We start from the raw sequence: 19,383 nt of genomic DNA on the forward strand, positions 1-19,383 counted from the left end.
AGATCTTGGAGATTAGAAATGGACAACATCATCCCGGTTCTGATGTGCGGTGGCTCCGGCACCCGACTTTGGCCGGTTTCACGTTCCAGCGAGCCAAAGCAGTTTCATGCCCTTTCCGGCGAGGTCAGCCTGTTCCAGCAGACTGTTCAGCGGTTCCGCACCGAGCAGTATGCAGAGCCGATCATCGTCGTGAATACGAATCATCGTGATCTCGCCTTGCGGGAAATCAGGCAGTTGAGCACGGGGGCCGCACGGTTGCTGGTTGAGCCATGCGTTCGCAGCACGGGACCGGCAATTGCAGCCGCAGCGGCTTTGATCGCGGAGGAGGATCCGGATCGGCTGATGCTTGTCGCTCCAAGCGATCACATCATGGAGAAAGCCGACATTTTCTCTCAGGCCGTTGCGCAGGCCGCACAAGCCGCGCGTCAGGGACGGATCGTACTCTTCGGCATCCGTCCTACGCATCCGGAAACGGGGTTCGGCTATATCAAGCTCGACGAAGCTTTCGACCAAGCGAGCTTCAAGGTTGCAGGCTTTGTCGAGAAGCCGGGACGCGCTGTCGCCGAGGCGCTGGTCGCCGGGGAGCGGCACCTCTGGAACAGCGGGATCTTCATGTTCACCGCTCGCACGATCCTTGAGGAACTCGATCGACATGCGCCTGAAGTTCTGGCTTGTGCCCGTCGCGCTCTCGCGACGGCTCAACGGGGCAATGATACCATTCGCCTCGCGGCAGAGTTCGATACGGCGCCCGTCATCTCAATCGACTACGCCGTCATGGAGCGCAGCGATCGACTCGTCTGCATTCCCGTCGCGCCCGAGTGGAGGGATCTTGGCTCGTGGTCCGCGCTCTGGGATATTGGTTCTAAGGACGGGAATGGGAATGTGTCCCGTGGTGATACGCTGCTCCAGGATGTGCGCGACAGCTATGTTCACGGAAATTCCCGCCTTGTAGCAGTCATGGGCGTCGAGAAGATTGTCGTGATCGACACCGCTGATGCCGTTCTCGTCGGTTCGTTGGATCAGGCTCAGAACGTCGGCCGCCTGGCGGCTGAGCTTGCCGCTTCGAAGCGCTCGGAGGCGGCTCTTCACCGGAAAGTGCGCCGCCCCTGGGGATCCTATGAGTCCTTGCGTGTAGGTGAGACCTTCCAGGTCAAGCACATCGTCGTGGATGTGGCGGGACGTTTATCGCTGCAATACCATCACCATCGCTCGGAGCATTGGACCGTCGTTTCGGGAACCGCACGGGTTACCGTCGGCGAGAGGGTCTTCGTCATGACGGCAAACGAGTCAGTCTATATCCCGAAGGGAGATGTCCATAGGCTCGAGAACATCGGCGATGAGGAGTTACACCTGATCGAGGTTCAGTGCGGCACGTATCTCGGCGAGGACGACATCGTGCGTCTGGAGGATCAGTATGACCGTATCGTCACGAGCTGACGGTCAACGTCGCCTGAAGATAACTTCTCTCATCCTGTCGATGGTGCTGGCTTCCGGCGCCATGGCACAGGATGGCAATGAGGTCATGCGCCTGGCGGAGGAGGCTCGCCAAGCCTTCGTCGCCGCCGAGCAGAACAACGCCAGCTCGAAGCAGAAAGCCGCTCTTTATCAGGTAGTCCGGGCAAGGATCAAACTCCTGGAAAAATTCGCCGGCCAAGGCACTCTTGGCTCAGGCGAGCTCAGGGATGGGGCCCGTGCGGAGCTCACCCGTCTGGCTGACGAGGGGCTCGATCACGACATGGTTAGCGCAATGCTTCTCCAGGCTTCGCTCGGGGACCTCGCGGGGGGCCAGACCGGGGCTGATCGAGTGGAAGCCGGGGTGACCCTTCACCAGATCGCAAGCGAGCAGAGGTCGCCGGCCTACCGGGCCGCGGCCTTTGTTGAAGTCGCTTATGCGTATACCAAAGCGGGTCTTCAAGGCCGCGCATTAAGGTATGCATCTCTGGCGCTGGAAACGGCTGGGTCGATCTCAGAAGCCGGTACGCGCTCGGGTGCCTTGAATGCGGCGGCTCGTGCTGCATCGGGTCTCGGCACTCCTGGGTTAGCTTTGGCAAACCGCGCCATTGGTTTAATTCCAACTGCCCGTGGCCAGGCCTATGCGCGCCACGCGCTGGCACGGGAGCAACTCAAGGGCACCGCTTTGGAAAAGGCGACAGAAGCCAAATTGAGGGTCGAAGCCAAGAAGCGTATGGCGATGGGAGATCGAACTGCCGGTGTTTCTTTGGCCCTCGCATTGCCGGACAGCAAGGATCGAGATGAAATTCTCTCAACATTACTTGAGACCGCCATCGAGCGTCAGGAGCGAGAGGTTGCCCTTGCGGCGGCACAAGGTTTCTTCGATAGCTCCAGGCAGCAGGCGGCCTTGGCGGTCATCATAAAGAATGACGTGGAACGCGGGGCGCCGCTCCGAGCCGCCGAACTCGTCAATAGCATGGAGGAAGGGGCGGGAAAAACCTCATTCCAGCTCATCGTTGCCACCGAACTGAAGAAGGGCGGCTATGACAAAATGGCGGAACAGCTTGCCCCTTCAAGCAATGACGATTCTGTCAGGAAGACTGGGAGTAGCGAGACAGGGCAGAAGACCGAAGGCGATTTGCGCATTCCTTCGGAAGTCAGAAATCTTCTCGAGCGGAGACATCGCAACCAAGTTTCCGATGCATTGTTGAGAGATACTCTCAGTCAGGTGTCCAACGACGATGACAAGGTAAACATCGCCTTTGAACTTGCCGCGCTGCCTGACGCCGGTATGCATGCTGCTGATCTTCTCCGCTCCGTCGGAGACGATCGGGTTCGATCGAAGGCCTTTCGACATGTGGCCGAGATCCGGGCCAATCAACTCATGATGCCTAAGAGCGATCAGCTCGGTGAACATCCTGAGGATGTCGGTGCCGCTGTTTCCCCGGCGGAGGAGACCGATCAGGAGATCCAGACCCGCAGAGGTCTTGCGCTGATCAAGATGGATGCGGCCAAGCCGACAATTGTTCGAGTTTCGATGCCGAGCAAGTTTGCAACCTCGGCCGATATACGAGCAAACACGCCCTGGCCTGGCGGTGCCGTTGTCGCGAGCACCTTTGCCAATCATAATCTCTATATTGCGAAATTCCTCGAAGATGGCGAGGGTGGGGGCACGCGTCTCGAACAGGCGATCCGGTATCAGGGTTTGCCCTCACCGCGGATCATCGTCGTTCAGAGCGGAACTGCGACCTTGGGCATGGTCGCGCGTCAGTTGCAGGGAACCGATGCACGCGATCTGATCGCACATGACGGCGATGCCCTCATCATACGAGCACCCATCCTCGTTGCGCCTGGTGCGACGCTCATCCTGTCGCGCTTGGACATGCCGGTTTACAAATTAAGCGCTAATGCCGGAGCTTTCATCGCCAATGCGGGCGAAGTCGACATCGTCGATGCGGAGATCGTAGGTTACGACGAAAAGACGGGGCAGCCTTTATGGTCCGACAATGAGAAGTCGGGCCTGTTTCGTCCTTTCCTTCTGACCTGGGGGGATGGCCGCATGAATGTGGCATCCTCTGTTCTGACCGCCCTAGGCTATGACAGCGTCAAGTCATTTGGGTTGACTTATTCGTCAGGTCCGGATCGTGTTGCCGAGTTGCGGGACCAGGCGCGTCCTACTGGAACCATCGTCGATAGCGTGTTTCGGAACCTCTATGTCGGCTTCCACTCCTATGAAGCCGAACGAATTCAGGTTGTCGGAAACGAATATCGGGACAGCATCGTCTACGGAGTGGACGCCCATGATGGATCGGAAAGGGGCGTCATTGCCTTCAATACAGTCTACGGAACCATGCTCAGACATGGGATTACAGTGTCTCGTGATGCTGATGACAGCTTGATCGTCGGCAATCTATCATTCGGCAATGCAGGATCAGGAATCATTCTCGACCGCAACAGCACGAACAATATCCTCTACGCCAACAGTTCATTCCAGAATACCCAGGATGGAGTGACCCTCTTCGAGAGTTCCTGTAATGTACTGACGAACAACCATCTTGCAGGAAACAGGCGGGATGGATTGAAGATTCGCAACAGCTTTGATGTTGCGGCATACGGAAACAGGATCGACGCGAACGCCAATGCCGGTGTCAGCGCCTATATCGCAAACATTCCCAAATCCAAGGGATCGGATGGCCAGGGAGGCGATGCCGGGCATTACGCTCCCTTGACCAGTCTGTCTCTCAGAAACAACAGCTTCTCTTCGAACGGGGTCGGAATCAATACGCAGGGCGTTTCGGGCCTGACAATGTTTTCCAATCGTTTCGTGACGCAATCCCGACGGTTGCTCGGTGGGGATATCCGTGGGTTGGAGGGGCCGATCCTGCGCCTTGCCTCCCAGGCCGATGTGCTCATCGCCAGCGCCTGCCGGCCAGCGAAGCCCGTATCGTCCTGTCGGCTCAGGGATATGGGTTACTTCGAGGGAGAGGCCGATCTTCAGATATTCAACGCTCACGCCGGATCCGACTGCACCGATATCAATGGAAGCGTTCAACACCGGGCCTTCTCCAGTTCGTCTCAAGGGACCTAGGAACAGCATGAGACGGATTCTTGTCTTCTCGGCCTTGAGCCTCCTTGCAACGGTGCCGTCCTACGCCCAGACGGGCGGGCAGGGGCTGTTCAATGTGGACGCCCGGCGCGCCGCACTTGCCCAGCCGGCCCTCGCGAGTATCCGAGCCGCGTGCCTTGCGACTCCTCGCGATCCTGCTTGGACCAACCTCAAACCAGTCGACGGACTCAAAGCAGCCGATGTCTCCGGTACAGATGGAGGCGCAAATAACTATGCGTGGGCCGTGATGGTGCTGGCCGGACGGACCCTGGCTGGAGATCCTGTCTCGGAGATGTCTCTGCGAGATATTCTGCTCTCCTGGGCTAGAGCGAGAGCTTTCGAGAACACAGAAGTCGACGGTGATAGCTACTATGGGCTGGAGCGCGCACTTCTGCCGACCATCGCGGCCTATTCCGTCTTGAATCGTGGCTTGGACGAGAGTCAATGGCGGATCGTTTCGGCGTGGATCGATTCTCTCGTTCGCAAGATCGATCAGGCTTTCGACACCGATGCCGGTCAGGACCATCAGCATCCCTTGACCGACAGCATTCGTATGGCCTGGGGCGCCGTCGCGGGGGACGATACTCTCTATGACAAAGGCCTCCGCGGATATCGCACTGTCCTGGCAGAGGCGCGTCCCGATGGAAGCTTGGCCCTGGAAACGCGTCGGGGCGCCCGTGCCCTATGGTTCATGCGCTACTCATTGACGAGCCTGACCGTCATGGCCGAGATCGCTGCCACGCGCGGGACGGATCTCTACGGCATTCGTGAAGGCGCCGCGAACTATGATCGCCTTCTTTCATATCTCCTCAACGGAATTGCAGAGCCTGAGGTGATCATGGCCTATGCCTCGGAGAACGATAACCCAGGTACGGAAGCGGATTTTCGCCGCCAGGACATGAGCTTCATGACGAAGCGCAATCAAGGACGTCATTACATGGCCTGGGTAGAGCCTGTCGTGGCTCGGGAGCGGGCTGGACTTGCCACGAAAAGACTCAAGACGCTGTTGACGCGCAGTCTCCGGCCTGACCGGCCTCTCATCGACGAACTCGTCGGCGGCAACGCCACATGCTTTTGGGGGCGTTGATGGACCGATCACCTCTACGGCTGCTCAGCATTCTCATAGTGCTGACGTGTCTTTCGCCCCTTCCGGCATCGGCTCAAGGAGTGACCGAGGTTGAACTGCGAGATCGGTTTCGCAGCCTCATGGAGAGAGTTGAACAGCTGAAGCAGCGCAACGATCCGGCTGCTCTCATGGAACGAGCTCAGCTGCTTCAAGATGGCTTGCCCGTGAGCGAGACGAATCCGCTCAAAGTCCCGCAGGTGGATGACGCAATTCGGCTCTACGATCAGGCCCTGACGATGCCAGGGACTCACTGGCCCTCGGCAGCGTTGCGGCGTGCCAAATTGATGCTGGCGCGCGACAGGGATCAGGCTTCCGTAGAGCGAGCAGCCGAATTGCTGCGTCGTGCCGCAGCCCTGCAGAACCATGAGGCAGCCTTTGTCCTCGCCGGCCTGATGGAAGCCGGGATCGGAGGCAAGCAGGACCCGGAGGGGGCCAAGAATCTCTATCAGATCGCTCTTCGGTCCGAGTACGGTCCGGCGGGTCTCGAACTCGCTCGCCTTGAGACTGACCCGACAAAGGCGAACATCTTCGCGTCTCAGGGACTAAGGCTTCTGTTCCAAAAGGCGCAGCAAGGATCGGCCGAGGCGGCCAGGATTTTGGCCGATCATTATCGGACGACCGCTAACGGGCCGGAAAGGATGAGCGCCGCCGTCGAGTGGTATCAGCGCGCCACAGACTTGGACGACGGCGAGGCTGCTTTGCGCTTGGGGCGCCTTCGCGCCGATCCGAAGTCGGCGTTGCGCCAGCCGCAGGAGGCGAGAATTGCCTTCGAGAAGGCTGCCCAGCGCGGATCCATCGAGGCAGCCATGATCCTTGCGGAGGATCCTTACAACGGCGCAGCGCTCGGCGTGCAGGCTGGCGTGGCCGATCTCTGGCTCAATCGAGCCATCGAGACAAAGGCTCCCCGGGCTCTGGTCCTCGCGGCAGAAATCCGCAGCCAGTACGGACCTGATGGACGCGAGGTGGCGAAAGGGCTTCTCGCCGAAGCCGTTCGACGTGTTGATGATGACGTGACGGCTCTGCTTGCGCTCGGCCGTCATCTTCGCGATGGCGTTCTCATCGACCGTGACGTGCCTCTGGCGCTTAAGCTATTCGACAGGGCGGCGACCAACGACAACTTAACAGCATTCTACGAGTTCGCGCGCACTGCACTCGCTTATCAGGATGATGCGGCGGACAGTATGCGCAAGACGGCGATCGAGCGCCTTCGGGTAGCGGCTGAGCACGGCCATGTGAAAGCGGCGGTCACCATGGGAGACGCCCTTTTGCGGGGCAGTGGAGGATCGGAACCCCAGGCCGAGGCCCTGCGCTGGTATCTGAGGGCAGCCGAAAGCGGATCGCCGGTCGCCTATGTCCGTCTTGGCGATCTTTATGCCAGCCGATCTTCCGGCATGGAAGCGCCACAGGCCCTGGAATGGTATCGCAAGGGCGCCGCGACCAACAGTGCGATTGCCATGACCCGGCTGGGCAAGATGTTCAACGATGGCAGGGGAGTGCCGCAGGATCAGGCGCTGGCTGCGACTTGGTTCAGTCGCGCGGCGGCAGCCGGTAGCGGTTCTGCCATGGTAGAGCTGAGCGAACTTTATTCACGGGCTGGAGGTCCGGGCCATTTCAATCTGGCGCGCGACTCCCTCGAGAAGGCGATCAAGGCCGGTGATACCCGTGCTCCGATCGCACTGGCCAAACTCTATCTTGCGCGCGGCGAGCGCACGTTGGCTGAAGCGACGCTCAGAAAGGCGGCCGAGAGCGGAAGTCCTGAAGCGGCCTTGCAGCTCGCCGAGGTTTATCTCTTACATCAGCCGACGGCAGAACAGCAGAATGCAGCCCGCCGGTGGCTTGCCGCTGCCGAGAAGGCGATGGTTGGCGATGACGGACAGTTGGGCAAGATCGCCCTTTTATATCTCAATTTCCCTGATGCCGGCTCGATCGAGCATGGTGGGTCCGTATTGGAAACATTGGTTCGAAGAAACAACGCGGAGGCCATGACGCTTCTGGCAACAGCTCTCCTGCGGGGGACAGGGATGAAGCGCGATCCTGTGCGGGCAGAATCTCTCCTCCGGCGAGCCGCACAGCTCGGTCACGACGGGGCACGTTTCATCCTTGCCAAGGCCTATCGTGATGGCGATGGCGTTCCTCGCGATCCTGTCCGGGCCATAGCCCTTTATCGGGAGATCTATAACGAGGAACCGGGCGATACCAAGGTGCAAATTGCGCTGGGAGACGCCTATGCCCGCGGCGTGGGCGTCACTCAGGATCGCAAGCTGGCAGCTGAGTTTTATGCCCAGGCTGCGCGCCAGGGCGATCGGGATGGGCAGATGCGCCTTGGTATGGCGTATCTCTATGGCGCGGGAGTGGAGCGCAACAGCCGAGAATCTGAGCAATGGCTAGCGGTGGCTGGTGAGGCCGGACAGAACGAAGCGAAGATCCAACTCGGCAGCGCCAAACTATCCGGCCTGGGTGCAGCTGTCGATGCCGAGGGAGCGTTCGCCTCTTATCTGCGAGCGGCAGAGGGCGGATCCCCCATCGCCATGATCGAGGTTGCGCGTGCCTTGATGAACGGGGTCGGTACGCAGGCTGATCCAGCTCTTGCCAAGACATGGCTGGAGAGAGCAGCGAGTCTCAATTCGTCCGACGCGATGTTCGAGCTCTACCGGCTCAACGACATTGGCGCAAAGCCGAATGCGCGCGAGGCCGACCGTTGGCTTAAGCAGGCAGCCGAGAATGGGCATGCCGGCGCCATGTACAGGATGGCACTTCGCTACCAGCAAGCATCATCCGATAAAGATCGAGCGATGGCTCGGGGGTGGCTCGAGAAAGCAGCTCTTGCCGGTCATTCGCAGGCTGCGAAAGCTCTTGCAAAGCAAACAAATGCGACGCCGGGTTAAGAGCTTGAAGAATGACCGAAACCGGATGGCAGAAGACTGGACGAATGGGGATGGGGCGGAGAACAAGAATGGCGATCTTCCCTAAGTCTACCGGCAGGTTGCCGATGACAAAAGCAGTCCGCGTCAGCGGCGCTGCTGTCGCGGGATTTGCCATGTCGCTGGCAGTGGCTACATCGAGCGCGGCCCAAACACCTCCGCCGCGGTCTCTCTCGCCCAATGCAGATTTCAGCAAGATCTGCTTACCGGTCTCCAAACCGCGCCTGTCCCGGGACTGGGGCAAGTGGGACAAGTCGCAGCCGGTCAACGATCCCGAGGAGATGTACGAGGCTGCGATCGCCTACACCGAGGGACGTGCCGACATCCATCGATCCCCCTTGACGGCCCGCAGGCTTCTCGAAGACTTGGCAGATCGGCCATGGGCTGGGAGAGGCCGGGCTCATTTCCGGCTCGGCAAGCTGCTTCTCGATCCCGTGGCAGGACCTGTCGATCCCGAGCGCGCAGCGATTCATCTTGCGACTGCCTCGTCCATGCTGAACATGGATGCAACTGTCCTGCTCGCTCAGCTGCATGCGCAGGGCCGGATTGCTGCTGCCAATGTTCGCGAGGCGGAACGGTTGTTTCGCGCGGCTTCGACGGCTGGTCAGGTCGATGGGATGATCGGGTTGGCCCAGTTGCAGCGCAGCGGGAAAATCGGTCCTGTGCCTCAGGTCGCGGCAGACGATCTGATCAAGCTTGCCCTGCAGACACTCTATGACAATCTCGGGAAGGGAAAGTGCGGCGCACTCTTCGAGATCGGGGCAATCCTGAGCGAAGATTCGCTCGTTCCGGGCGGTCTGACCGACGCGGTCAAATGGTTTGAAGCGGCGGCCCGTCAGGGCGATTCCAAGGCAGACTTAGCTCTTGCAGAAATCTACATGCAGGGCCGCATCAAAGCGACCCCGGATCAATTCCTGATCCATCTCACCCGAGCGGCCGAGGCTGGGGAGCCGCGGGCCATGACATTGCTGGGCGAGCGGCTTCTGCTTGGGGACAGAGTGCCGAAGGATGTGCCGAAGGCGATCGCCTGGCTGGAGCGGGCCGGACTGAATGCCGATACCGAGGCCTACAAGCTCCTTGCACGGCATTATCGCGGCGAGTTCGGGGCGGCGCAGGATCTGCCGAAGGCTGCAGAGGCTCTGACGAAGGCAAGCGCTTTGCCCGGGCACACTACCAGCGTTCTTGTCGGACTTGCACGGCTGCATGCCGCTGGCATGAACGGCAGACCGGATATCGATGCGGCCTTGACCTTCTATCGCCGTGCGGTGGCTCGCGGCGATGTCGGGTCCCTCACGGAAATGGCGAAACTCCTGCTGGCATATCCGCAGGCGGGACGGCCGGACGAAGCTCTTCGGCTTCTCAAGGAGGCCGCTGCACGGGGCAATCCCGATGCGATGGGTGCGCTCGCCGAGCTTTATGCCTGCAGCACCGTTGTCGCTCCGGATCCGGCGCAGGCCAAAGCCTGGTTGGAGCGCGCAGCGGAGGCTGGGCACGTGCGCAGCATCACGGCCCTCGTTGCCCAAGCGGACAAAGATTCGGCGGCCGCACAAAGGAATATAAGGGCTCTCCTTAATGCCGCCGAGCATGGTGATCGCGAGAGCATGGTCCTTCTCTCCTATGCCTACCGTTCAGGACAGGGCGTTACTGCGGATGAAGCTGCGTCGACTCGATGGCACGAGGCGGCTCTCGCACCAGGGGAGGGGCGATCCCGCGCTATGCTTCTCCTGGCGCGCCGGATGCTGAACGGGCAGGATGGAAGCCGGGACGAAGCCGGTGCTCGGGCTCTTCTCGAGCAGGCTGTCCAAGAGGGAGATTCTGGCGCACAGCTTGAATTGGGGCGTCTTCTGATCGCGCAGCGCGTTCAGAATACGGATGTGCTGAACGGTATGCAGCTCCTGCAGAAAGCCGCATCGGCCGGCAATGCCGCTGCGATGACGACACTGGCCGAACTTCCGGGCGCGCAGCTGCAGCCGACCGGCAAGAACGCCTTGGAATGGCGACAGGCTGCAGCAGAGGCCGGCAATGTGCGAGCGGCCATTGCATTGGCATCGAGTGCAAAGAATGAAGCCGATGCTACTCGGTGGCTTTCCCGTGTGGAGGCGTTGCCGGTCTGCACGGCGAGAGACATGGTCGAGCTTGCGCAGGTCTATCACAGGGTTCCAGGTTCTGATCACAAGGAGCACGCGCGTTCTTGGATGCAAAAAGCACTCGTCGAGGTCCGGAGCAATGCACAGGACCCGAGCACATTGTTTCTCATCGGACGGGCAATGCTCGAGGGCGTAGGCAACTCTGTCAGCAAGCAAGACGCCGTTAGTTACATCAAACTCTCTGCACAAGCAGGTCGCGTCGAGGCGATGCGTTATCTTGGGCGTGGCTATGTGTCCGGACAGACTGGCGAGCGCAGCACGCAGGCGGCAATCGAATGGCTCTCCAAGGCATTGCAGAAAGGCGATGCCGCGGTAGCGACCGATCTTTCCAGGCTTGCGGCAACGCCGAGTGAAGAGGGAGCCGGAGCGGTGGTGCCTCTCAAGGAGAGCGCCGAGAGTGGTTTTGCGCCAGCCATGCGAGAATATGGGCGCAGCCTGCAGCTTGGATTCGGGGTTCCTGTGGACGCACAAGCCGGGGCGATATGGCTGACGAGGGCCGCGGAGGCCGGCGATACGATCGCGATGAAGGAGCTCTCGCGCGCCTACGCATCGGGATATGGCGTAGAGCTCTCGGCCCGAGCCAGCACGGAATGGTTACAGCGGGCCGCACAGGCCGGTGACTCGGAGGCCATGTACGGGCTCAGCCTCGCCATGACCCTGGGTTTCGGCACTGATGTGAACGCAAGCGCAGCCCAGGATTGGCTGAAGACAGCTGAAGGAGCCGCCAAGAAGTAATATCTGGGCTGCCGTGTCGGAGTTTGAAGTACATCGCGGGTGTCATAGTCGATGTGTGGGAGAGGCGAGATGATCAAAGCTACCCGTATCGTTTTCCTGAGTTGCCTCTTCACCAGTGTTTCTCTGGCGGCGATGGCAGTTCCTTCGCACGATGCGAAGGTTTCCGCACCCCAGGCATCGGCGGCAACGCAGCCTGCACCACCGACTCAGGCGCAACTTCGTGCCATGTCCACATTGAGGCTTCTCAGGCTCGGCCAGAAGGCGCTGGATTCCGAGATGGATACGCAGGATTTCGCAACTGGATTGGATGCGGCCAAAATCGCGTCGTCCCGCGGAGACCGGGAGGCAACGCGCCTCATGGCCAAGATCATGGCTCGTCACGAGGTGGCTCTGCAGGGTATAGACCGCGCCAGACTCGAGCGGCGGCTTCGGTTCGAAGCTCTTCGTGGCGCATCGAGTTCGGTGCTGGCCGTGGCAGGCATGTACGATCGCGGTGAAGGCGTTCCTGCAGACACGAGGAAGGCCGCCGAGTGGTATCTGTGGGCGGCCCGCGTCGGGCACGAACGTGCCATGGCTTATGCGGCTTATGCTTATGGCACCGGTCGTGGCTTGGAACGCAGTGAGGCTGCCGCCCTGAAATGGCTTGACGGTGTCAACGAGGGCCGTCGGCGCAGCACGCTTCTTGAGATCGGCTGGGCGCTTGCCCTGGGGACCGAAGGAGTGACGGATATGGCTTCGGCTCTCAGGTTCTTCGGGCAGGCAGCTCAACTCAAGCCTGGCATCGCGTATCAGGTAGCGCTCGATCTGGAGAGAGGAACGCGGGGAATCCAGAACCGCGACGCGGCGGGGCAGCTGATCAAGGTCGCGGCCGAGCGTGGCGACTCTGCTGCCGCCATGCACATGGCCAGTGCGCTCTCAGGCAGCAGCAACGTCGAGGATCAGCGGCAGGCGGTGCAGTGGTACAGTCTTGCTGCTTTGGACAAGACCAATCTTGTTGCCGGGCAAACCCTTGCACGGCTTCTTGCTTTGAGACCGTCAGATGAGCTGATCTCACTCATTGTCGCGGGCCTCGACAAGGCTGCAGAGGCGGGCAACAGCGAGGCGCTCATCGGTTTGGCTCATGCCTATGCGGATGGAATCGGCTTGAGTGCATCTCCCGAGAAGGCAGTAAGCCTTCTGCAGGCCGCTGCCGATTCAGGCATCCCCGAAGCCAAATATCGGCTCGGCCTGATGTACAAGTCCGGAACCGGCGTTACCGCTGATCTCAACAAGGCGATCGAGCTCATCAGCAGCGCTAGGGAAAGCGGCTTTCCTCTCGCAGCAGTCGCTCTCCGTTCCATCACGGAATCAGAAATGACTAGCTCTGTCGATGACACCCGAAATGGGCCATCTGGGGCGCCAAATGCTGTTGCTCAGTGATGGATATATGGATGGAGCGTGTCGTCGGACCCAAGGGATCTTCGACCTGAAGCGCGCTTGAGAGCCAAGTACGATGGCAGCGATATAAGGGGCTCTCTCTTTCCTGCGGCGTCGGATTGATTCAATATCACGCAGAGCGGCATACGATTCGGTCGCCAAGGACACCGGGATTCTGGCCATGATGGATGGCGCAGGTCAGTGTGGTTTGATTCTGACAACTATTTTGGCCGTTATGTTTGCCGCAATAGTGTAGCAGATTGGCAAGAATAACTGCCCCGGTTGTTTGTATCGATTTAGGCTCAAGATGAGTTATCCTTGGTGAGGTATCTATTTCTACCTCCTAAGCATAATTAGATACCCCTTTATTAAGGATGGATAACAAACCGTTAACTTGTACAATTCGAGGTAACCTCTGCGGAAAGGCTCCCTCGCATGTCACACCTTCTGCCAGTCACCACGATCTTAGGCTGCAAGAATTCGATGTTGCGTGAGGGCTTGAGGCACATCCTCTCAAGTACCCGTTTCCGATTGCATGCGGAAAGCCTGACACACGGGGAAGTCGCTTTGGACGAGACGGCTCAGGCGGGTCCACTTCTCTTCATTCTCGACGCGAATCTTTATCCGTCGGGGCTGGCTGAGGGAGTTTGGTCCCTGAAGCAGCAATATGCGCAAGCCCGGATCGTCGTTCTGTCGGACAGCTTCAATCTTGAGGGCATGAAAGCCGCCTTTCAATCCGGCGCAGACGGATATTGCCTTGCGACAACAGGATGCGAGGCCCTCATCAAGTATCTCGACCTTGTCATGCTGGGCGAAGTCGTCTTCCCATCCGCTGCCTTCCTGGCGGCCATATCGACCCACGGAGAAGAGATGGACCTCTCGAAAGAGGCCCCTGCCATCAAGGTGTCTTCTCTCCAAGTCGCCTCGGCTCCGGAGGGGCACGATTCTCCCATTCGGACCTTGTCGAGCAGAGAGGCCGAGATTCTGCAATGCCTGATGCAGGGCGCTCCGAACAAGGTCATCGCGCGCAAACTTGATGTCGCTGAAGCAACCGTCAAAGTGCACATCAAAGCCATCCTGCGCAAGATTCGCGTTGCAAACCGCACGCAGGCTGCCATGTGGGCCGTCAACCACTTGTCTTCAAATTCAGCGGATGCATCGTGGGTGCAGTCAAGCGACAGGCTGGCTATACACAGTCTTCGCTGACGCTGTTAGCCAATTGTCCAAGGGAGCAGATCGGAGAGCTGATGATTCCCGGCTGAATCAGCACCACGCAACAACGAGCGAAAGCTTCCGGTGTCGATTGTTCAACGTCGCGGGCTTGCCGGATCAATGTCGTTCGGCGAGCCCTCTGTGTTTGAGGAAGCTCTCGCAAGAATATTGGATCTTGCTCCCTCCAGAGGTATTTCACTTGCGCAAAACATCCCTCGCGATGGGGTGGAGTTTTTGACAGCAAGCTGTGTCGAGAGCATTTGCTCCAAAAGTGGAAGCCACTTTTGGGATCTATCCGATGCTCAATGCCTTCGCACCGGTTGGACCTTCGGTTCCGCACAATGCGCTAATCCGTCGGATTATGAGACGGTAGCAGATGCAGGCTTGGCCCTGATCCTCGCTCACGGGAAATATCCTTCATCAACAGACTACAGTTCTGCGAAACCTTCTCCCTGCTTTCTGTTTAGAGAGCCTGTCGGCTGTCTCCTCAGAATGTGGCTCCGGCAAAGAAGGCGTGAGCTTTAATGATTGGCTGAATGCTTCGGTGGGTAGTTAAGATCATCCCGAATATTTAATGTTTTATTGTATCTGCGCGCTTCATTGAGCGCTCTCATAGCGAGAGATACAATCAATGATACTTTATATCATGTTAATACCTTTTGATTAAAGATTGTTAAAAGGATTTGAATGGGTAATGATTGTCTCTAATGAGATTATAAGCTAAACATTTCTGGGGAACTTTGTTGTTTTTCTGACCGAATCAAGACCAGAAAGGCATCTGAGATGCGGAACACCTACGATCTTGATAGCCTTCCACATCCAGGGGCTTCTTCGGCTAAGGATGTTGCGTACTCAAGATATATGGAACTGGCACGTTCGGTTGAGCCCTCTTCGGCAGAGCATGCCGCTGTTCGCTCTATCAAGACGCTGCTTGTCGAGCCGAATGCCCTGTTGAGAGAAGGGTTGCGCAGAATTCTCGCCGAGACGGCGTATTCGCCCTCCGCGGCAGCTGCGAGCCTTGAGGAAATGGCCTCGGTGCCAGGCCTCGATACGAGCGCTGTCGTCCTCATCATTGATGCGAGCCGCGATCATGATGAGACCTGTCGTCAGGCCCGGATGCTGAAAGAGGGCAATCCTAGCGCCAAAGTGGTCATGCTGATCGAGCAGTACGACCTTAAGCAGGTGGTCGCAGCCTTTCAAGCTGGCGCGGATGCGTACCTCAAAAAGTCAATCTCGCATGAGGTACTCGTAAAGTCGCTGGATCTCGTGATGCTGGGAGAAGCTATCTTCCCCGGTGCGATCCTCGATCTGCTGCGGGAGCGGGAAGCTCGCGCCGATCATGCCAAGGAAGCGCTAGTTGCCGAAGAGCCACATGAGGTGACCCTTCCGGCGAAAGGTCTTTCGGTTCGCGAGACGGTCATTCTGCGCTGTTTGATGGATGGCGATTCGAACAAAATCATCGCTCGAAAGTTCGACATCACGGAAGCCACCGTCAAAGTTCATGTCAAAGCGATCCTGCGCAAGATCCAGGCAAAGAACCGGACGCAGGCTGCAATCTGGGCGGCAAGTCATTTGCCCGCGACGCGCGGCACGCCCGTCAGCTGATCGTGTTGCTTAAGCGCGTTTCTACAATGGGAGCCACTGGCTCCCATTGTTCGTTACGGGGGTGCGAGGGCGGTACTTCGAGAACGTCAGGCCGAGCGCAGCACAGGCGTAGAGAGGTTCGTCTGATCTTCCAGGATCATCGCGGCCCCCTTATCGGCAATCATCAAAGTTGGCGAGTTCGTGTTTCCGCTTGTAATGGTCGGCATCACGGAGGCGTCGATGACGCGCAGGCCCTCGATCCCACGCACGCGCAAGCGCGCATCCGTCACTGCCATCGGATCGTTGTCGATGCCCATCTTTGCGGTGCCGACGGGATGGAAGATCGTGGTTCCGGTATCGCGGGCTCCATTCAAAAGCTCCTCATCCGTCGTCAGTTCGGCTCCAGGCTTGTACTCCTCGGGCCGGTATTTCTGAAGCGCCGGCATCGAGACGATGTGCCGAACGAGGCGCAGCGCATCCACGGCCACTCTCTGGTCTTCCGAAGTCGACAGATAGTTCGGGCGGATGAAGGGCGCCTCGCCCGATTGGCCGCTGCGGATCCTGACGCTGCCCCGGCTGGTCGGCCGCAGGTTGCAGACGCTCGCCGTGAAGGCCGGGAAGGGATGTGGATCGTCCCCGAACTTGTCGAGCGACAGCGGCTGGATGTGGAACTGGAGGTTCGGCGTTGCATATTCCGGCGATGAACGTGTGAAAGCGCCCAGCTGGGACGGCGCCATCGTAAGGGGTCCTTTGCGGAAGAGGGCATATTCGAGCGCCATCTGTCCCTTCTTGAACAGGGACCGGTAATCCTCGTTGAGCGTCCGCACCCCGTGAACCTTGTAGATCGGACGCAGCTGCAGATGGTCCTGCAGGTTCTCACCCACTCCCGGCAGATGGTGAATCACATCGATTCCATGCTGCTGGAGGAGGGTGCTGTCCCCGATCCCGGACAATTGCAGGAGCTGGGGTGAGGCGATGGCGCCTGCCGACAGCACGACCTCTTTCCGCGCCAGAATACGCCTCAAAGCGCCATTCTGGAGGATTTCGACGCCGACAGCGCGCCTGCCTTCGAAAAGGATGCGCGTGGCATGGGCCTGGGTCTCGACCTTCAGATTGGGGCGGGCGAGGGCCGGCTTGAGGAAGCCGCGCGCCGCGGACCAGCGCCGCCCGCTCTTCTGATTGACGTGAAAATACGAGATGCCCTCGTTGCTGCCCGTATTGAAATCGCTGACGCGAGGAATGCCGGCCTCGATCGCGGCCTCGATGAAGGTGTCCAGGATATCCCAGCGGGTCCGAGGGGCCTCGACACGCCACTCGCCGCCCACGCCATGGTGCTCGCCGGCGCCGAGATAGTGATCGAGATGCTGGCGGAAGATCGGCTTCACATCGTCCCAACCCCAGCCTTGAAGGCCCATCTGGCGCCAGTTGTCGTAATCCTCGCGCTGGCCGCGCATGTAGACCATGGCGTTGATGGCCGAGCAGCCGCCCAGAACCTTGCCGCGGGGATAGTTCAGAATACGGCCGTTCAGGCCCGGCTCGGCCTCGGTCTTGAACATCCAGTCGGCGCGGGGATTGCCGATGGCGAAAAGATAGCCGACCGGAATGTGAAACCAGATCCAGTTGTCCTTGCCGCCCGCTTCGAGAAGGCAGACCGAGTTGCGAGGATCCTTGGACAGGCGGTTCGCCAGCACGCAGCCCGCCGAACCGGCTCCGACGATCACGTAATCGAATGTATCGCTGCCTGACATGGTATGGCTCAATGACATGGGCCGGCGCTCGATCCGACGAGCGCCGGAAAGGTTTGCTTCGCTCGTATCTCAAGAGGCGCTTTTGCCTCGGCGCCTCATCAGTTCCAGAATCTCTCCCACGATTCCGCGGCGGAACAGCAGCACGCAGATCACGAAGATGATGCCGATCAGCACCGTCACGGGGAAGTCGGACGCAGCCAGATAGTTCTGCAGGGCAATCACCAGTCCGGCGCCGACGATGGGGCCGATCATCGTGCCGATGCCGCCGAGCAGGGTCATGAGAATGACCTCACCGGACATCTGCCACTGCACGTCGGTGAGCGTGGCAAACTGGAAGACGATAGCTTTCGTTCCACCGGCAAGTCCTGCCAATGCCGCCGACATGACGAAGGCGCCGAGCTTGTAGCGGTCGACCCGATAGCCTAGCGAGACTGCCCGCTTCTCGTTCTCGCGGATGGCCTTGAGGATATTGCCGAACGGCGAGTTTACGATGCGCCAGATCGCAAAGAAGCCGAATAGGAAGATCGCCAGCGTAAGGTAATACATCGTCAGCGGCTGGTTCAGGTCGATGAAGCCGAGCAGATAGCCGCGCGGCACACCCTGGATGCCGTCCTCACCATGGGTGAAAGGAACCTGCAGGCAGATGAAGGCGAACATCTGCGACAGGGCGAGCGTGATCATGGCGAAATAGATGCCCTGTCGGCGAATGGCCACGAAGCCGATGATGAGGCCCATGGCGGCGGCTCCTGCCACGCCGAGCAGGATGGCGGTCAGGGGCTCCCAGCCCCACACCTTGGCTGCGTGCGCTGTGAAATAGGCCGCCCCGCCGAAGAAGGCGGCATGGCCGAAGGAGAGAAGGCCCACATAGCCGATGAGAAGGTTGAAGGCGCAGGCGAAGAGCGCAAAGCAGAGCACGCTCATCAGCATGATGGGATAGAAGAAAAAGGGAGCCGCCAGCAAAGCCGTAATGGCGATTGCCCCAAGCACCATGGAAGATGTGCTCAGCTTGGGCTGCTCCGTGAGATATTCGGTTCCGACAGCCATGATATTACTCCTCCCGCCCGAAGAGACCTGCTGGCCTGACGAGCAGAACGATGGCCATGATCACGAAGATAACGATACTCGAGGCTTCCGGGTAGAAAACCTTCGTCAGTCCCTCGAGCACGCCGAGCACGTACCCGGTCACGATGGCGCCCAGGATCGAGCCCATGCCGCCGACCACGACCACGGCGAAGACGATGATGATGAGGTTCGAGCCCATCAGCGGGCTCACCTGATAGATCGGAGCTGCCAGCACGCCCGCGAGAGCAGCCAGCGCCGCACCCAGGCCATAGGTGAGCGTCAGAAGCAGCGGCACGTTCACGCCGAAGGCCTGAACGAGCGTGGCATTTTCCGTAGCCGCCCGCAGGTAGGCGCCAAGTCGCGTCTTTTCGATCAGAAGCCACGTGCCCAGGCAGACGACGAGGGAGGCAACGACCACCCAGCCGCGGTAGATCGGCATGAACATGAAGCCCAGATTGAGAGCTCCCGTCAGTTGCGGCGGCGGGGCATAGGGCTGGCCGGCTGCGCCGAACCAATAGCGGAAGGCGCCTTCGAGAATGAGCGCGAGGCCGAAGGTCAGCAGCAATCCATAGAGCGGATCCACGCCGTAGAGGCGACTCAGCATCGTCCTTTCGATCACGACCGCAATGGCGCCGACGATCAGAGGGGCGAGAATGAGCGCCGGCCAGTAGCCGATGCCCAGCCAGCTCAGGAGGAGGTAGGCGGCAAAGGCGCCCAGCATATATTGCGCGCCATGGGCGAAGTTGATGACCCGCAACAGGCCGAAGATCACGGCGAGGCCGAGACTCAGCATGGCATAGAAGGAGCCGTTGATCAGGCCGATGAGGATCTGGCCAAAGAGGGCCGGGGTGGGAATGCCGAAAATCGTACTCAT

General features: G+C 59.5%; 11 protein-coding genes. 8 read left to right on the forward strand and 3 right to left on the reverse strand.

Going from position 1 to position 19,383, the window contains the following annotated elements; genetic code table 11:
* Positions 1-18: 18 nt before the first annotated feature.
* From JO965_RS06270 to JO965_RS06305, 8 genes are all read left to right on the forward strand, one after another.
* Positions 19-1,437, forward strand: a complete 1,419-nt coding sequence (locus tag JO965_RS06270; RefSeq protein ID WP_203442833.1) for a mannose-1-phosphate guanylyltransferase/mannose-6-phosphate isomerase — start codon at positions 19-21, stop codon at positions 1,435-1,437.
* 379 nt (positions 1,438-1,816) lie between these two features.
* Entirely contained in the window at positions 1,817-4,540 is a 2,724-nt protein-coding gene (locus JO965_RS06275) for a right-handed parallel beta-helix repeat-containing protein (protein WP_203442834.1), read from the forward strand.
* Positions 4,541-4,547: 7 nt separating this feature from the next.
* Positions 4,548-5,645: an alginate lyase family protein gene (locus JO965_RS06280; protein ID WP_203442835.1), complete on the forward strand. Its 1,098-nt coding sequence runs from the start codon at positions 4,548-4,550 to the stop codon at positions 5,643-5,645.
* Between the two features lie 203 nt (positions 5,646-5,848).
* The gene (locus JO965_RS06285; RefSeq protein WP_203442836.1) at positions 5,849-8,569 is read left to right on the forward strand and encodes a tetratricopeptide repeat protein; all 2,721 of its coding nucleotides are present in this window, start codon (positions 5,849-5,851) and stop codon (positions 8,567-8,569) included.
* Between the two features lie 104 nt (positions 8,570-8,673).
* Entirely contained in the window at positions 8,674-11,487 is a 2,814-nt protein-coding gene (locus JO965_RS06290) for a tetratricopeptide repeat protein (protein ID WP_203442837.1), read from the forward strand.
* Positions 11,488-11,556: 69 nt separating this feature from the next.
* The gene (locus JO965_RS06295) at positions 11,557-12,906 is read left to right on the forward strand and encodes an SEL1-like repeat protein (RefSeq protein WP_203442838.1); all 1,350 of its coding nucleotides are present in this window, start codon (positions 11,557-11,559) and stop codon (positions 12,904-12,906) included.
* Positions 12,907-13,338: 432 nt separating this feature from the next.
* On the forward strand, positions 13,339-14,109 hold the full coding sequence (locus JO965_RS06300; protein ID WP_203442839.1) for a response regulator transcription factor: 771 nt from the start codon (positions 13,339-13,341) through the stop codon (positions 14,107-14,109).
* Positions 14,110-14,976: 867 nt separating this feature from the next.
* Positions 14,977-15,720 carry a response regulator transcription factor gene (locus JO965_RS06305; RefSeq protein WP_246776761.1) on the forward strand — a complete coding sequence of 248 codons (744 nt, stop codon included), beginning with the start codon at positions 14,977-14,979 and terminating at the stop codon, positions 15,718-15,720.
* Positions 15,721-15,806: 86 nt separating this feature from the next.
* Here the strand turns inward: JO965_RS06305 and JO965_RS06310 are convergent, their stop codons facing one another.
* The 3 genes from JO965_RS06310 to JO965_RS06320 form a co-directional block, all read right to left on the reverse strand.
* A complete protein-coding gene (locus JO965_RS06310; RefSeq protein ID WP_203442841.1) occupies positions 15,807-17,447 on the reverse strand; it encodes a GMC family oxidoreductase in 1,641 nt (546 codons plus the stop codon).
* Between the two features lie 69 nt (positions 17,448-17,516).
* On the reverse strand, positions 17,517-18,491 hold the full coding sequence (locus tag JO965_RS06315; RefSeq protein WP_203442842.1) for a branched-chain amino acid ABC transporter permease: 975 nt from the start codon (positions 18,489-18,491) through the stop codon (positions 17,517-17,519).
* Positions 18,492-18,495: 4 nt separating this feature from the next.
* The gene (locus JO965_RS06320; RefSeq protein WP_203442843.1) at positions 18,496-19,383 is read right to left on the reverse strand and encodes a branched-chain amino acid ABC transporter permease; all 888 of its coding nucleotides are present in this window, start codon (positions 19,381-19,383) and stop codon (positions 18,496-18,498) included.

It is taken from the genome of Microvirga sp. VF16 (assembly GCF_016864375.1).
GTDB lineage: Bacteria > Pseudomonadota > Alphaproteobacteria > Rhizobiales > Beijerinckiaceae > Microvirga.